Consider the following 14690-nt stretch of genomic DNA (forward strand, 5'->3'; position numbering starts at 1 on the left):
AGGCTTAGAGCGGGGTGACGTTCTCCGCCTGCGGGCCCTTCGGACCCTGCGTGACGTCGAAGGAAACCGCCTGGTTCTCTTCGAGAGAGCGGAATCCGCTCGCGTTGATCGCGGAGTAGTGGACGAAGACGTCCGGGCCGCCGCCTTCCTGGGCGATGAAACCAAAGCCCTTTTCGGCGTTGAACCACTTCACGGTTCCGGTAGCCATAAGCCCTCCTTGGGCCCAAAGGGTTGCCCTGCTCCAGAACCTGCGATTGTGTAAACAACTGCATACGTCTGAAAACGACGAGAGCCCGCGGTCACATGCTCCGCAGGCTCTGTACTGCAAGGGAAACCAAACTGCAACTTGCGGCGAGCCTAGCACGCAGGCAGCCGAAAGCAATAGGGGGAAAGATCTCGTCACCCGGATGTCTGACCCGTCCGGTGTATGCGTTGACGTCGTGGTGTCGGCCCGTCGGCGCGAGGGCGGACACAGGGGGTCGAAACGGCCGGAGAAGCCTCGCGGGGACCCTGAGGACTGCACCGTACCGCATGGGGTCTAGCCTCGCGATGTGGACAATTCTCGCACCCGGCCGCGCGTCGGCCACATCCAGTTCCTGAACTGCCTGCCCCTCTACTGGGGGCTCGCGAGAACGGGCACGCTCCTCGACTTCGAGCTCACCAAGGACACCCCGGAGAAGCTCAGCGAGAAGCTGGTGCAGGGCGATCTCGACATCGGGCCCATCACGCTCGTCGAGTTCCTCAAGCACGCCGACGAGCTGGTGGCCTTCCCCGACATCGCGGTCGGCTGCGACGGTCCGGTGATGTCCTGCGTGATCGTCTCCCAGGTCCCGCTGGACCGGCTGGACGGCGCCAGGGTCGCCCTCGGCTCGACCTCTCGTACATCAGTGCGCCTGGCACAGCTGTTGCTGGCCGAGAGCGTGGGGGTCCAGCCGTCCTACTACACGTGCCCGCCGGACCTCAGCCTGATGATGCAGGAGGCGGACGCCGCCGTACTCATCGGTGACGCGGCACTGCGGGCCAATCTGCTCGACGGGCCGAAGTTCGGTCTGGAGGTGCACGACCTCGGCACCCTGTGGAAGGAGTGGACGGGGCTGCCGTTCGTCTTCGCCGTGTGGGCCGCCCGCCGCGACTACCTGGAGCGCGAGCCGCTCGTCACCCGCAAGGTGCACGAGGCCTTCCTCTCCTCCCGGGACCTCTCCCTCGACGAGGTCTCCAAGGTCGCCGAGCAGGCCGCCCGCTGGGAGGCCTTCGACGAGCGGGTCCTGGAGCGGTACTTCACCACGCTCGACTTCCGCTTCGGCGCCCCACAGCTGGCGGCCGTGCGGGAGTTCGCCCGGCGGGTCGGCTCGACCACCGGGTTCCCCGCGGACGTACGGGTGGAGCTGCTGAAGCCCTGAGGTCCGGAAGCCCAAGGGCCCCGCGCGCTCGGAGGCGTACGGAACTACCCTGCTGGGCAGTGCGTCCAGTGCGTACGGGGGAGGGATGAGCTGTGAGTGTCATGCAGCCGCTCGGAGTCGACGAACCCACGGTCGTGGGGCCCTACCGGCTGCTCGGCCGGCTCGGCTCCGGCGGCATGGGGCGCGTGTACCTGGGCCGCAGCGCGGGCGGGCGCACGGTCGCGGTCAAGATCGTGCACCCGCACTTCGCGCTGGACGAGGAGTTCCGCGCCCGGTTCCGTCGCGAGGTCGAGGCCGCGCGACGGGTCGGCGGCGCGTGGACGGCCCCGGTCCTGGACGCGGACCCGGAGGCCCCCGTGCCCTGGGTGGCGACGGGATACGCGGCCGGTCCCTCGCTCGCGGCCGCCGTCGCGGACACCGGCCCCCTGCCCGTGGCGTCCGTACGGGTGCTGGGCGCGGGCCTCGCCGAGGCGCTCGGGGCGGTTCACGTGCTCGGCCTCGTCCACCGCGACGTCAAGCCCTCCAACGTCCTGCTGACCCTCGACGGCCCCCTCCTCATCGACTTCGGCATCGCCCGCGCGACCGACGGCACGGCCTCGCTCACCTCGACGGGCGTCTCCGTCGGCTCTCCCGGCTACATGTCGCCGGAGCAGATCCTCGGCAAGGCGGTCACGGGGGCGGCCGACGTCTTCTCGCTCGGCGCGGTGCTGGTGTACGCGGCGACGGGGGAGTCCCCCTTCCCCGGTGACTCCTCGGCCGCGCTCCTCTACAAGGTGGTGCACGAGGAACCCCGGCTCGGCTCCCTGGAGGGCGAGTTGCGGGACCTGGCGGCGGCCTGTCTGGCGAAGAACCCGGACGGGCGGCCGGCCCCCGCCGAGGTGGCCGCGCGACTGGCCCCCGGCGGGGCGGCCCGTTCGGTGACGGCGGGATGGCTGCCGGGGCCGCTGGTCGAGCAGGTCAGCCGCAGTGCCGTGCAGTTGCTGAACCTGGAGGCGACGGCGGCCGCGCCGTCCGGACCGGTGGGGTTCGACAGCCCCTCGGTGGGCACGGATTCCGGCTCCGGGACGCCGGGCGCAGGGACGCATGCGACCGGCGGGGTCTTCGGGCCGCCGCCCGCGATGCCCCCGTATCCCACGCACCCCACGTACGTACCCGACCAGCGCGAGCCGCGGGACGCGGCCGAGGTCCGGGCCGACCACTCCGCCGGTCCCGGCCACGACCCCGGCAGACTCTCCGTCAGCATGGCCGCGACCTCCGCCTCCGACGCGAACGGCCGCGGGCGCAGGCTCAGTTGCACGGTTGCCCTCGCGGTCGCCGGAGCCCTCGCGGCGGTGACGGTGGGCTCGGCGTTCCTCTTCGACCTGCTGCCGGGCGGCGATCACCCCTCGGACTCCGGCGGTGACTCGGCGGCGAGCCGTCCGGCGGCGTCGCCGGACCCGTCCGGCCGGGCGGACACGGAGCTGAGTTCGGTGCCCGCGAAGTACCTCGGCACCTGGGAGGGCGACGCCTTCGCGCTGGACGGGAGCCTGCCCGCGGGCACCTTCCGCGTCACCCTGCACCGGGCCGCCGTGGGCAAGGAACTGGGCACGTTCCGGTCGACCGACCTGATCGGCGGCGTCTGCGACGACGTACTCGTCCTGAAGAAGGTCACGGACCAGCGGCTCACCGCGACGAGCATCGCCAGGAAGTCCAACCCCGGCACCTGCACGACGGGCAGCCACGAGGTCCGGCTGACACCCGCCAAGGGCGACCTCAAGTACGAGACCGACAACCCGGACGCGGGCGATCCGGTCGCGCGGATGTCGAAATCGCCCAACTGACCGACCACGCGCGGGCCATGGAGCCCGGGGGGAGGCGACGGACCGCGCAAGGCGCGCCCTGCCCGGACCGCGGCCGGCTGCGTAGGGTGTCCGGGTGGACCCCGTTCTCTGGCTGACCGCCGTCGCCGCCGCCTGGGGCGCGGCGGTGGGTGTGCTCGTCCCACGGGCCGCCCACCGCTTCTCCGTCGAGCCGGACGAGGCGTGGCGGGACCGCTGTCCCGGCGGCCACGCCCTCACGGGGGTCGCGGGCGGCTGGCTCGGACCCGCCCGCTGCGCCGAGTGCGCCGGCCGTACGGTGCCGGCGGCGTCCGGCGCGGCGGGGCGCCCGGCACGGCTCGCCGCCGCGGCGTCGTACGGACCGCGCACCCCCCTCGTGTCCCTCACCACCGCGCTGGTCTGCGCCGGTCTCGCCCTCGCCACCGGCATCCGCCCCGAGCTGGGCGCCTGGCTGCTGCTCGCGCCGCTCGGTGTGCTGCTCGCGGTCGTGGACTTCGGGGTGCAGCGGCTGCCGGACGTGCTCACCCTGCCGCTCGCCGGCCTCGCGCTCGCGCTGCTGGGGGCCGCCGCCGTCCTCCCCGAACACGCCGGGAACTGGCCGACCGCGCTGTTCGGGGCACTCGCGCTGGGCTGCGCCTACTTCCTCCTCTTCCTCGTCAATCCGAACGGCATGGGGTTCGGGGACGTGAAGCTCGCGCTGGGACTCGGGGCGGTGCTCGGCTGGTACGGATGGGGGACCGTCGTCCTCGGGACCTTCGCCGGGTTCCTGTTCGGGGGGCTGTACGGACTGGGCCTCGTCCTCGCGCGCCGCGCGGGGCGCAGGACGTCGATCCCGTTCGGACCGTTCCTGATCGCGGGGGCGTACCTCGGGCTCCTGATGGGGGCGTACGCGGCCTGACGTCGGGCTCCTGGTGGGGCTGGCGTAGGCTGGCCAGGTCCGTCCACACCCTTATGAAAGGGACGCTCCCGGTGACCGAGAAGGCCGACCTTCAGTCCGTCCTCGACCGTGCCGCCGAGGGCGGGCGCATCACCCCGGAAGAGGCGCTCGACCTCTACCGTGACGCCCCGCTGCACGCGCTGGGCGCCGCCGCCGACGCCGTACGCCGCCGCAGGTACGCCGGCACCGAGCACATCGCGACGTACATCATCGAGCGGAACATCAACTACACGAACGTGTGCGTCACGGCGTGCAAGTTCTGCGCCTTCTACGCCGCGCCCAAGGACACCGCCAAGGGCTGGACCCGCGACCTCGACGACATCCTGCGCCGCTGCGCGGAGACCGTCGAACTCGGCGGCACCCAGATCATGTTCCAGGGCGGACACCACCCCGACTACGGCGTGGAGTACTACGAGAAGCACTTCTCCGCGATCAAGGAGAACTTCCCCCAGCTGGTCATCCACTCCCTCGGCGCGTCCGAGGTCGAGCACATGGCCCGGATCTCCAAGGTGAGCGTGGAGGAGGCCATCCAGCGGATCCACACCGCCGGCCTCGACTCCTTCGCGGGCGCCGGCGCGGAACTGCTCCCGGCCCGCCCCCGCAAGGCGATCGCCCCGCTCAAGGAGTCCGGCGAACGCTGGCTGGAGATCATGGAGACCGCGCACGGGCTGGGGGTCGAGTCGACCTCGACGATGCTCATGGGCACCGGCGAGACCAACGCCGAACGCATCGAGCACCTGAGCATGATCCGTGACGTACAGGACCGGACCGGCGGTTTCCGCGCCTTCATCCCGTACACCTACCAGCCGGAGAACAACCACCTCAAGGGCCGTACGCAGGCCACGCTCTTCGAGTACCTGCGCATGATCGCGATCGCCCGGCTCTTCTTCGACAACGTGGCCCACATCCAGGGTTCCTGGCTGACCACCGGCAAGGAGGTCGGCCAGCTCTCGCTGCACTACGGCGCGGACGACCTCGGCTCGATCATGCTGGAGGAGAACGTGGTCTCCTCGGCGGGCGCCAAGCACCGCTCCAACCGCATGGAGATCATCGACCTGATCCGCAAGGCCGGACGCGTGCCCGCCCAGCGGACCACGACGTACGAGCACATCGTCGTCCACGACGACCCGGCGGACGACCCGGTCGACGAGCGGGTCATGTCGCACATCTCGTCCACCGCGATCGCGGGCGGCACCGCCCACCCCGAGCTGAAGCTGCTCGCGTCCAACTGACCCCGCTGTGCTGACCATTCACGCCGCCGACGAGCTGCGGCTCAGCTGGGACGCGGAGCCCGTGCGGGACGGCGCGGTCGCCGTGCGGGGGGACCGGGTCGTGGGGACCGGGTCCCTGGGCGAGCTGCTCGAGCGTTTTCCGGGGGCACGGCTGAGGCGCTGGCCCGGTGTGCTCGGGCCCGCGCTGGTCCACGAGGGCCCGCTGCCGCAGGCGCCGTCCCCGCGCGAACGGCTGCACGCGGTACTGAAGTCGGGCTCCACCGCCGTACTGGAGCGGTACGCGGGCACCCCCGACCTGCGTGCCGCGGCCGTCCGTAACGAGGTGGCCGTGCTTCCCCGTACCCGCGAGACGGCGATCGTCGACACCGGACGCGCCGACCTCGCGGTCTTCGACACGGACGGGGCGTGCGTCGCCACCGTCTGCGCCGGCCGCCTGGTGCACCGACGCCGCTGAGCCGCTCCGGCCGGCCTCAGGAAACTCCTCATTGCGTATGCACCCGCTTTTGTTGTTTCCGTCCCCGGACGGAAACAAATGCGATTCCGGAGTTCAAAGGTGGCACATTCGATGACTGTCCCTGAATGCAAGGGGTCTATGAGCAGCCCACGGGAAAGGTGTCCCGAATCGGAAGAGTCGGACATGTGATCGGGGCATAGGGTTCATATGCGTCGGCTTCGAGCCGTGCGGTCGTTCAGGGATTCTCACGGAGAACGGACGGGCTGGGCCGAGTTTCCTGGGCGACGCACATGAGAACCAGGGAATTGGACACATGAATCGACCGGTTCTGGAAGGTGCCCGCCTTCGAGAAGTGGCCGCCGCTGGAGAGCCCGTGGTTCATGTTCGGGGTCGGCTGGGTGCTGATCCGGATCGCGATCCCGCTGTGCGGCCGGGGCGGGGACGTGGCGGCCCGGAAGAAGCCGGGACCGTTCCCCTGAGTGGTCGTAAAAGACCTGTGTACGGGCCGGGCGCCGGAGGGCCGTCCGTCCCGTGCTGCCACAATGGGACCGTGACCCGCGCATCCCTGGACAAGCAGCCGCACGAAGTCGCCTCGATGTTCGACGACGTGGCGGAACGGTACGACCTGACGAACGACCTGCTGTCGCTCGGCCAGGACCGGGTGTGGCGCAGAGAGGTCGCGAAAGCGGTCGACGCGCGCCCCGCGCAGAAGATCCTGGACCTGGCGGCCGGCACGGCGACCTCGTCGCTCCCCTTCGCCCGCACCGGCGCGTACGTCGTGCCGTGCGACTTCTCCCTCGGCATGCTCCGGGTCGGCAAGAAGAACCACCCCTGGCTGCCGCTGACCGCCGGCGACGCGACGAAGCTGCCCTTCAAGGACGACACCTTCGACGCGGTGACGATCTCCTTCGGTCTGCGCAACGTCCAGGACACCGACACGGCGCTGAGCGAGCTGTACCGGGTGACCAAGCCGGGCGGCCGGGTCGTGATCTGCGAGTTCTCGCACCCGACCTGGGCACCCTTCCGCACGGTCTACACCGAGTACCTGATGCGGGCGCTGCCGTCGGTCGCCCGCGCGGTGTCGTCCAACCCCGACGCGTACGTCTATCTCGCCGAGTCCATCCGGGAGTGGCCCGACCAGCCCGCCCTGGCGGAGCGGCTGCGCAAGGCCGGCTGGTCGAAGGTGGCGTGGCGGAACCTGACGGGTGGCGTGGTCGCCCTGCACCGGGGCTTCAAGGCCTGACGGATCTCAGCGCCTCGAACGGGTCGCCCGGCTCGTCGAGCTCACGGCGCAGACCGCCCGACGGCGGGAGCGGCAACCGGGGTTCACGCACCCCGGCGCCTCCCTCGGCGTCACCGAGGTCGAACCACACGGTGACCACGGCACCGCGGGGGATCTCGGAGCCGGGCGGCGGGTACTGGCGTACGACGTAGTCGACGACGGTGAGAGGGAAGTCGGGCCGGTCGGGCGCGGCGAGCAGCACGCCTCGCGCCTCGGCCCTCTCCCGCGCGTCCACAGCCATCAGACCGATGAGTCGCGGTACGCGCACTTCGGGTGTCTCGGGTGTCAGGCGCACGGACGTCACCCCCCAGCGGTACCGGCAGGGTAAGCCCCGGCCGGTCCCTTGCGGAAGGCGTCGGCGGTCCTCGCGCGAGCTGCCGGCGGCCTCCGCGCGGGCCGTGAGCGGCTCGTGCGGGAGCCGCTCACAGCCCTTCGTCCGGGGCCCTCGCGGGAGCCCCTCGCGCGAACCGTCAGAGGGTGAGCCGGTAGCAGTGCGCGGCGTCCTCCTGCGTGGGATGGGCGAAGACCTCGGCCAGTTCCATGCCCACGCGTCGGGTCACGGCGATCGACCGCTCGTTGCCGGGTCTGACCATGGCGACGACCCGGGGGACGCCCGCCGCCCGTACCCGCTCCAGGGTGGTCACCGCGGCCGCGGTGACGTACCCCTTGCCCCAGTGCGCGCGCCCGAGCCGCCAGCCGATCTCGATCTCACCCCTGGGCCCCCACTCGCCCGGCCACGGCTGCGCGCCCGTGAAGCCGAGCACCTCGCCCTCGGAGTCGACGATCGTCCACAGACAGAATCCGAGCTCGGCGTCGTGCCGTCGCTGCCGTGCGGTGAGCTCCTCGTACACGGACAACTCGGCCGCCCGGCCGCCGTGGAACTCCATGACCTCCGGGTCGGCGAAGATCCGGTGCCAGGCGAACGCGTCCTCGTCGGTGGGGACACGGAGTCGGACGTCGGGGAGAGCTCGGTTCACGGGGGCAGCCCTTCAGCCAGGTCAGTCAGTACCGCTGCATAGACTGCCCATGTCCAGTGCCCGTCAGCACGCAGATTTCGAGTCTTGGGGAGACCCCGCCGTGACCGAGCCCCAACCCCTCTCCGAAAACACCGCAGATGTGATCGTCGTCGGGGCTGGGCCAGCCGGTTCCACGACCGCGTACTACCTGGCGAAGGCCGGACTCGACGTCCTGCTCCTGGAGAAGACCGCGTTCCCCCGGGAGAAGGTCTGCGGTGACGGGCTGACCCCGCGCGCGACCAAGCAGCTCGTCTCGATGGGCATCGACATCTCCGAAGAGGCCGGCTGGCTGCGGAACAAGGGGCTGCGCATCATCGGCGGCGGTGTCCGCCTCCAGCTCGACTGGCCGGATCTCGCCTCGTACCCGGACTACGGGCTCGTCCGCAAGCGCGACGACTTCGACGAGCAGCTGGCACGGCAGGCGCAGAAGGCGGGCGCCCGGTTGTTCGAGCGCTGCAACGTCGGCGCCCCGATCATCGACGACCGCACGGGCCGCATCACGGGCGTGCACGCCAAGCTCGGCGACTCGGGGGAGAAGCGGGAGGTCACCTTCCACGCGCCGCTGGTCGTCGCGGCCGACGGCAACTCCACCCGCCTCTCGCTGGCGATGGGCCTGCACCGCCGCGAGGACCGCCCGATGGGCGTCGCCGTCCGTACGTACTTCACCTCCCCGCGCCACGAGGACGACTACCTGGAGTCCTGGCTGGAGCTGTGGGACCGCCGGGGCCCCGAGGACCGTCTGCTGCCCGGCTACGGCTGGATCTTCGGCATGGGCGACGGCACGTCGAACGTCGGCCTCGGTGTGCTCAACACCTCCGACTCCTTCAAGGAGCTGGACTGGCGCGAGGTCCTGAAGGCGTGGTGCGCCTCGATGCCGGAGGACTGGGGCTACACGCCCGAGAACATGACCGGCCCGATCCGCGGCGCCGCCCTGCCGATGGCCTTCAACCGCCAGCCGCACTACACGAAGGGGTTGTTGTTGGTCGGCGACGCCGGCGGTCTGGTGAACCCCTTCAACGGCGAGGGCATCGCGTACGCCATGGAGTCCGGTCAGATCGCCGCGGACGTCATCGTCCAGGCCCACGCCCGCTCGACTCCCGCCGGGCGCGAACTGGCCCTCGAGCGCTACCCCCGTGTCCTCAAGGACACCTACGGCGGGTACTACACCCTCGGCCGCGCCTTCGTGAAGCTGATCGGCAACCCGAAGGTCATGAAGATCGCGACGCAGCGGGGCCTGACCCACCCGCTCCTGATGAAGTTCACCCTGAAGATGCTGGCGAACCTGACGGACCCGACCGGCGGCGACGCGATGGACCGGATCATCAACGGGTTGTCGAAGGTGGCACCGAAGGCCTGAGGCCGGGTCCGCCGCGCGCGGGAGGCCTGCCCTTCGGCTCGGCCTCCGTGGTGCCCCCGCGCGCGAGGACGCCTCACGCCGGTCCTCCGTGAACCGCGGCGCGTACTCGGCGCGCCCTCGGCACGTCCACGCGGTCGCGTCGGAAGAGCCGGCGCGGACGGACGTGCCCGCTGCGCGCGCGGCACGCACTCTCGTTCCATCTGCGGCACTTGACCCGTTTCGTGCATCCCGGGCGGGACCTCGCGCACCAGCGGGCACGCTCGTCCGTGGCGTCCGTGGCGTCCGTGGCGTCCGTGGCGTCCGTGGCGTCCGTGGCGTCCGTGGCGTCCGTGGCGGGCAGCGGCGGACGAGGGTGCGGGCGCGAGCCCGCTTGCGGGAGCGGGGTGCGGCTCGGCTTCGGGGACGGTGCGCTGTCGGGTCCGCGACCGGCGCCCGTCCGTCCGGCGGCCGGAGGCGCATCCGGTGGCCGTCGGCGGCAGGCTCTTCCCGTCGCTGTGAGGGCCCTCTGAGGCCCGAACGGGCCGCGGTCGCCCCGCGGATACGACGACGGGGGCCGCCGCCTTCAGGCGGCGGCCCTCAAGCCGTAGGACTTCAGACGCGGGTGCGGCTCAGAGAACGCGTACCGCGCCGGTGGCCGGGTAGCCCGACAGGTTCTGAATCACGACACCCTTGGAGGGGTTGGCGGCGTCCAGGTACTGCCCGTTACCGATGTACACGCCCACGTGGTACGCCGAACCGGCCGAACCCCAGTACAGGATGTCGCCGACCTGGACGTTGGACAGCGAGACCGGCGTACCGGACGTCGACTGGTCCTGGGAGACGCGCGGCAGGTCGACACCGACCTGCTTGAACGCGGCCTGCACGAGACCGGAGCAGTCCCACGCGCTGGGTCCCGTACCGCCCATCACGTACGCGTCGCCGACCTGTGCCTTGAGGAAGGCGATGACGGTCGCGACGCTGCCGCTGGCCGGCGCCGAGACGGTCGAGGTCGTGGACGCCGAAGCGGACAGGGTGGTCCGCGCGGCGGAGCGCGAGGCGGCCTGCTCGGCCGCGGCCTTGCGCGCGGCCTCGGCCTTCTTCTTGGCCTCCGCCTTCTTCTTGGCGTCGGCGAGGTCCGCCTTGGCCTGCTTCGCGGCATTTGCGGCTGCCGCGTCGCGCTCGGCCTGCAACTCGTAGTTGGCCGCGGCCTGCTGGGTGGCGTCCGCGGACTGGGCGACCTGGGTCGCGAGGTCGGCCGTCAGGGTCGGCAGTTCAAGGGTCTGCGTCACGGGCTCGGCCGCGCTCGCAGAGCCGGCCGCACCGGCGACGGCCAGGGTGCTGAGAACGCCACCGGCAACTCCGGCGCGCATCGCGAGCGTCGACGCGTTGCGGCGGGGCTTCCGGTGGCTACGTATGTGAGCGGTGTGGGACATGGGTACAACCGGTATCAGGGGCTCCCTCATACCTTCAAGAAACGTGTGGTGCGCCACAGTTGTTCAATCGGCGGCCGAATCCGGGGCGCGTCACTCCTTATTGACGCCGTAACGGGCATTGCGGACAGGGATGATCAAGCCTGTGATCATGCTGTTTCCGTAATACGTCCGAATTGCCCTCCGCCTACCACTGGTTGCGGCCAGTGGCCAAGCCCCGCTTATCTGGCGCATAGACAGATGTGGCACAGGTCACACAGCCGTCTCACGGACGGCATGCCGCGCGCGTAGATCCCGAGAGTCCCCCGCTCGTGAACGCGTGCACGCGTGGATGTCGTCCACATCCGTCCACACCCCTCCCCCCGACGTGTGAACGGGGTCCTCTATCAAGCCGTCCCGTCCATCGCCAATTTGCATGCGAAGGAAGTCTCTTGATATGGAGACGTCGCCCCGGACCTGCGATGACGAGCGGAAATGTCACCTCTGGTGACCGTGCGGACGCTTCGCGTGTGAAGATCACCGCTCATCCGACTTCATGATCCTTCGTCAGGTGGTGGAGATCACAAAGCTAGTGCAATACCCCGTGTCGCAGATCACAGACCGGCGGGCATAGGATGCGAGGCAGTTGGGCTTGTGACCTGCTTCACATGTACGCGATCTTCGTCGGGACGCACGGGGCTCGTGGAACGGGTGGGCGGAAGTGCTGGCCCGACACAACCGCCAGCAGTCAGTGCCGACTGAGAGGAGCGAGGAGCGTGAACGCGTATGCGCCGATCCTCGTACTGGGAGCCCTCGGGGCAGGCTTTGCGATCTTCTCCGTGGTCATGGCCACGCTTATCGGTCCAAAGCGATACAACCGGGCCAAGCTCGAGGCTTACGAGTGCGGTATCGAGCCGACCCCCACGCCGGCCGGCGGCGGGCGCTTCCCGATCAAGTACTACCTGACGGCGATGCTCTTCATCGTCTTCGACATCGAGATCGTCTTCCTCTACCCCTGGGCCGTCACCTTCGACGCCCTGGGTGTTTTCGGGCTCGTGGAGATGCTGCTCTTCGTGCTCACCGTCTTCGTCGCGTACGCGTACGTATGGCGGCGCGGCGGCTTGGAATGGGACTGAGGGGCCTCTAAGACATGGGACTCGAAGAAAAGCTGCCGAGCGGATTCCTGCTGACCACCGTCGAGCAGGCCGCGGGCTGGGTACGCAAGGCGTCCGTCTTCCCCGCCACGTTCGGACTCGCCTGCTGCGCCATCGAGATGATGACGACCGGTGCGGGCCGCTACGACCTGGCGCGCTTCGGCATGGAGGTCTTCCGCGGGTCACCGCGCCAGGCCGACCTCATGATCGTCGCCGGGCGCGTCAGCCAGAAGATGGCGCCCGTACTGCGGCAGGTCTATGACCAGATGCCCAACCCCAAGTGGGTGATCTCCATGGGCGTCTGCGCCTCATCGGGCGGAATGTTCAACAACTACGCCATTGTGCAGGGTGTCGACCACATTGTTCCGGTCGACATCTATTTGCCCGGCTGCCCGCCGCGGCCCGAGATGCTGATGGACGCGATTCTCAAGCTCCATCAGAAGATCCAGTCCTCGAAGCTCGGCGTGAACGCCGAGGAGGCGGCCCGCGAGGCGGAGGAAGCGGCGCTCAAGGCGCTGCCCACCATCGAGATGAAGGGCCTGCTGCGGTGAGCGACGCGAACGGCGCCGGCGACGGCGTGAACCCGGAGAAGGACCTCGGCGCGTCCAACCTCCCCGGCCAGCGTGGCGACGGCGGCGAGGAGATCCGCGTCCAGCGCGGCATGTTCGGCGCCAACAACGGCGGCGACACCTCCGGCTACGGCGGCCTGGTCCGCTCCGTCCGGCTGCCCGGCCCGGCCGCCCGCCCCTACGGCGGCTGGTTCGACGAGGTCGCCGACGAGCTCGAGGGCGCCCTGGAGGAACAGGGACTCGTCCCCGGGAACGCGATCGAGAAGACGATCGTGGACCGCGACGAGCTCACCTTCCACATCGAACGCGAGTACCTGGTCCGGGTCGCCCAGACCCTCCGCGACGACCCGGCCCTCCGCTTCGAACTGTGCACGGGCGTGAGCGCAGTGCACTACCCCAGCGACAAGGGCCGCGAGCTGCACGCCGTCTACCACCTGCGCTCGATCACCCACAACCGGCTGATCCGCATCGAGGTCAGCGCCCCCGACGCCGACCCGCACGTCCCGTCACTCGTCCCCGTCTATCCGACGAACGACTGGCACGAGCGCGAGGCGTACGACTTCTTCGGCCTGATCTTCGACGGTCACCCGGCACTGACGCGGATCATGATGCCGGACGACTGGCAGGGCCACCCGCAGCGCAAGGACTATCCCCTCGGTGGCATCCCCATCGAGTACAAGGGCGCCCAGATCCCGGCTCCGGACCAGCGGAGGTCGTACTCATGAGCACGCAGACCCCTTCTTCTGCCGCATCCGCCCGCGAGACGACCGAGGGCACCGTCTACACGGTCACCGGTGGCGACTGGGACGAGATCGCGCAGTCCGCGGCGAGGTCCGACGACGAGCGCATCATCGTCAACATGGGCCCGCAGCACCCGTCCACGCACGGCGTGCTCCGGCTCATCCTGGAGATCGACGGCGAGACGGTCACCGAGGCCCGCTGCGGCATCGGCTACCTCCACACCGGCATCGAGAAGAACCTCGAATTCCGTACGTGGACACAGGGCACCACGTTCGTGACGCGCATGGACTACCTGACGCCGTTCTTCAACGAGACGGCGTACTGCCTCGCGGTCGAGAAACTCCTCGGCATCGAGGACCAGATCCCCGACCGTGCCTCGATCATCCGCGTGCTCCTCATGGAGCTGAACCGGATCTCCTCCCACCTGGTGTGCATCGCCACCGGCGGCATGGAGCTCGGCGCCACCACGATCATGATCTACGGCTTCCGTGACCGTGAACTGATCCTCGACATCTACGAGCTGATCACCGGCCTGCGGATGAACCACGCGTACATCCGCCCCGGCGGACTCGCCCAGGACCTGCCGCCCGGCGCGGTGGACCAGATCCGCGAGTTCGTGAAGAAGATGACGAAGAACCTTCCCGAGTACGACAAGCTCGCCACCGGGAACCCCATCTTCAAGGCCCGTATGCAGGACGTCGGCTATCTCGACCTGGCCGGCTGCATGGCCCTCGGCGCCACCGGACCCGTCCTCCGCTCGGCGGGCCTGCCGCACGACCTGCGCAAGTCCCAGCCGTACTGCGGCTACGAGACGTACGACTTCGAGATCCCCACCGCCGACACCTGCGACTCCTACGGGCGCTTCCTGATCCGCCTCGAAGAGATGCGCCAGTCGCTCCACATCGTCGAACAGTGCCTGGACCGGCTGCAGCCGGGGCCGGTCATGGTCGCCGACAAGAAGATCGCCTGGCCCGCGCAGCTCGCGCTCGGTCCCGACGGTCTGGGCAACTCCCTCGACCACATCAAGAAGATCATGGGCACCTCCATGGAGGCCCTCATCCACCACTTCAAGCTGGTGACCGAGGGCTTCCGCGTCCCGCCGGGACAGGCGTACGCGGCGGTCGAGTCGCCCAAGGGCGAACTCGGGGTGCACGTCGTCTCCGACGGAGGCACCCGCCCCTACCGGGTCCACTTCCGGGACCCGTCCTTCACCAACCTGCAGGCCATGGCGGCGATGTGCGAGGGCGGCCAGGTCGCCGACGTCATCGTCGCCGTCGCGTCCATCGACCCCGTGATGGGAGGCGTCGACCGGTGACCACCACCCCCGAGGGCGTCAGCCTGGG

At 69.9% G+C, this 14690-nt stretch carries 15 protein-coding genes and 1 pseudogene; 12 read left to right on the forward strand and 4 right to left on the reverse strand.

All coding sequences use genetic code 11. The features are described from left to right. Nucleotides 1–4 precede the first annotated feature (4 nt). On the reverse strand, nt 5–208 hold the full coding sequence (locus HEP85_RS23160; protein WP_148009945.1) for a cold-shock protein: 204 nt from the start codon (nt 206–208) through the stop codon (nt 5–7). 343 nt (nt 209–551) lie between these two features. On the opposite strand from HEP85_RS23160, the gene HEP85_RS23165 reads away from it, so the two are divergent. The 7 genes and pseudogenes from HEP85_RS23165 (at nt 552) to HEP85_RS23195 (ending at nt 7083) form a co-directional block, all read left to right on the forward strand. Continuing rightward, nucleotides 552–1400: a menaquinone biosynthetic enzyme MqnA/MqnD family protein gene (locus tag HEP85_RS23165; RefSeq protein ID WP_168529507.1), complete on the forward strand. Its 849-nt coding sequence runs from the start codon at nt 552–554 to the stop codon at nt 1398–1400. A 101-nt stretch (nt 1401–1501) separates the two neighbouring features. Further along, the gene (locus HEP85_RS23170; protein ID WP_329529146.1) at nt 1502–3220 is read left to right on the forward strand and encodes a serine/threonine-protein kinase; all 1719 of its coding nucleotides are present in this window, start codon (nt 1502–1504) and stop codon (nt 3218–3220) included. 94 nt (nt 3221–3314) lie between these two features. After that, nucleotides 3315–4115, forward strand: coding sequence for a prepilin peptidase (locus tag HEP85_RS23175; protein ID WP_369657811.1), 801 nt, complete (start codon nt 3315–3317; stop codon nt 4113–4115). A gap of 71 nt (nt 4116–4186) precedes the next feature. Beyond that, nucleotides 4187–5386 (forward strand): cyclic dehypoxanthinyl futalosine synthase, encoded by a 1200-nt coding sequence (mqnC, locus tag HEP85_RS23180; RefSeq protein WP_168529509.1) that lies wholly within the window; start codon nt 4187–4189, stop codon nt 5384–5386. 7 nt (nt 5387–5393) lie between these two features. Beyond that, nucleotides 5394–5840 (forward strand): hypothetical protein, encoded by a 447-nt coding sequence (locus tag HEP85_RS23185; protein WP_168529511.1) that lies wholly within the window; start codon nt 5394–5396, stop codon nt 5838–5840. A gap of 317 nt (nt 5841–6157) precedes the next feature. Next, nucleotides 6158–6319: pseudogene (locus tag HEP85_RS23190) on the forward strand (acyltransferase); the annotation flags it as partial. Between the two features lie 71 nt (nt 6320–6390). Continuing rightward, on the forward strand, nt 6391–7083 hold the full coding sequence (locus HEP85_RS23195) for a demethylmenaquinone methyltransferase (RefSeq protein ID WP_168529513.1): 693 nt from the start codon (nt 6391–6393) through the stop codon (nt 7081–7083). On the opposite strand, the gene HEP85_RS23200 is transcribed toward HEP85_RS23195, so the two are convergent. Together HEP85_RS23200 and HEP85_RS23205 are read right to left on the reverse strand one after the other, a co-directional pair. Continuing rightward, nucleotides 7073–7417 (reverse strand): PASTA domain-containing protein, encoded by a 345-nt coding sequence (locus HEP85_RS23200; RefSeq protein ID WP_168533932.1) that lies wholly within the window; start codon nt 7415–7417, stop codon nt 7073–7075. The two genes, HEP85_RS23195 and HEP85_RS23200, sit on opposite strands and share 11 nt — an antisense overlap. 175 nt (nt 7418–7592) lie before the next feature. After that, entirely contained in the window at nt 7593–8099 is a 507-nt protein-coding gene (locus HEP85_RS23205; protein WP_168529515.1) for a GNAT family N-acetyltransferase, read from the reverse strand. A gap of 100 nt (nt 8100–8199) precedes the next feature. On the opposite strand from HEP85_RS23205, the gene HEP85_RS23210 reads away from it, so the two are divergent. Then, the gene (locus tag HEP85_RS23210; RefSeq protein ID WP_168529517.1) at nt 8200–9495 is read left to right on the forward strand and encodes a geranylgeranyl reductase family protein; all 1296 of its coding nucleotides are present in this window, start codon (nt 8200–8202) and stop codon (nt 9493–9495) included. 608 nt (nt 9496–10103) lie between these two features. Here the strand turns inward: HEP85_RS23210 and HEP85_RS23215 are convergent. Then, complete coding sequence (locus tag HEP85_RS23215) at nt 10104–10937, reverse strand: C40 family peptidase (RefSeq protein ID WP_168529518.1); 834 nt, start codon at nt 10935–10937, stop codon at nt 10104–10106. A gap of 722 nt (nt 10938–11659) precedes the next feature. Between HEP85_RS23215 and HEP85_RS23220 the strand changes: the two genes are divergently transcribed. Genes HEP85_RS23220 through HEP85_RS23235 form a run of 4 tightly spaced genes read left to right on the forward strand, consistent with a single transcriptional unit; the run spans nt 11660 to nt 14662 of the window. Next, complete coding sequence (locus tag HEP85_RS23220; RefSeq protein ID WP_007383963.1) at nt 11660–12019, forward strand: NADH-quinone oxidoreductase subunit A; 360 nt, start codon at nt 11660–11662, stop codon at nt 12017–12019. 14 nt (nt 12020–12033) lie between these two features. After that, nucleotides 12034–12588, forward strand: coding sequence for an NADH-quinone oxidoreductase subunit B family protein (locus HEP85_RS23225; protein WP_007383964.1), 555 nt, complete (start codon nt 12034–12036; stop codon nt 12586–12588). Continuing rightward, nucleotides 12585–13331, forward strand: a complete 747-nt coding sequence (locus HEP85_RS23230; protein ID WP_168529520.1) for an NADH-quinone oxidoreductase subunit C — start codon at nt 12585–12587, stop codon at nt 13329–13331. The genes HEP85_RS23225 and HEP85_RS23230 overlap by 4 nt, the downstream gene beginning before the upstream one ends. Further along, on the forward strand, nt 13328–14662 hold the full coding sequence (locus HEP85_RS23235) for an NADH-quinone oxidoreductase subunit D (RefSeq protein ID WP_168529522.1): 1335 nt from the start codon (nt 13328–13330) through the stop codon (nt 14660–14662). The genes HEP85_RS23230 and HEP85_RS23235 overlap by 4 nt, the downstream gene beginning before the upstream one ends. Nucleotides 14663–14690: the final 28 nt, after the last annotated feature.

The sequence above is a fragment of the Streptomyces sp. RPA4-2 genome, from assembly GCF_012273515.2.
GTDB lineage: Bacteria > Actinomycetota > Actinomycetes > Streptomycetales > Streptomycetaceae > Streptomyces > Streptomyces kaempferi.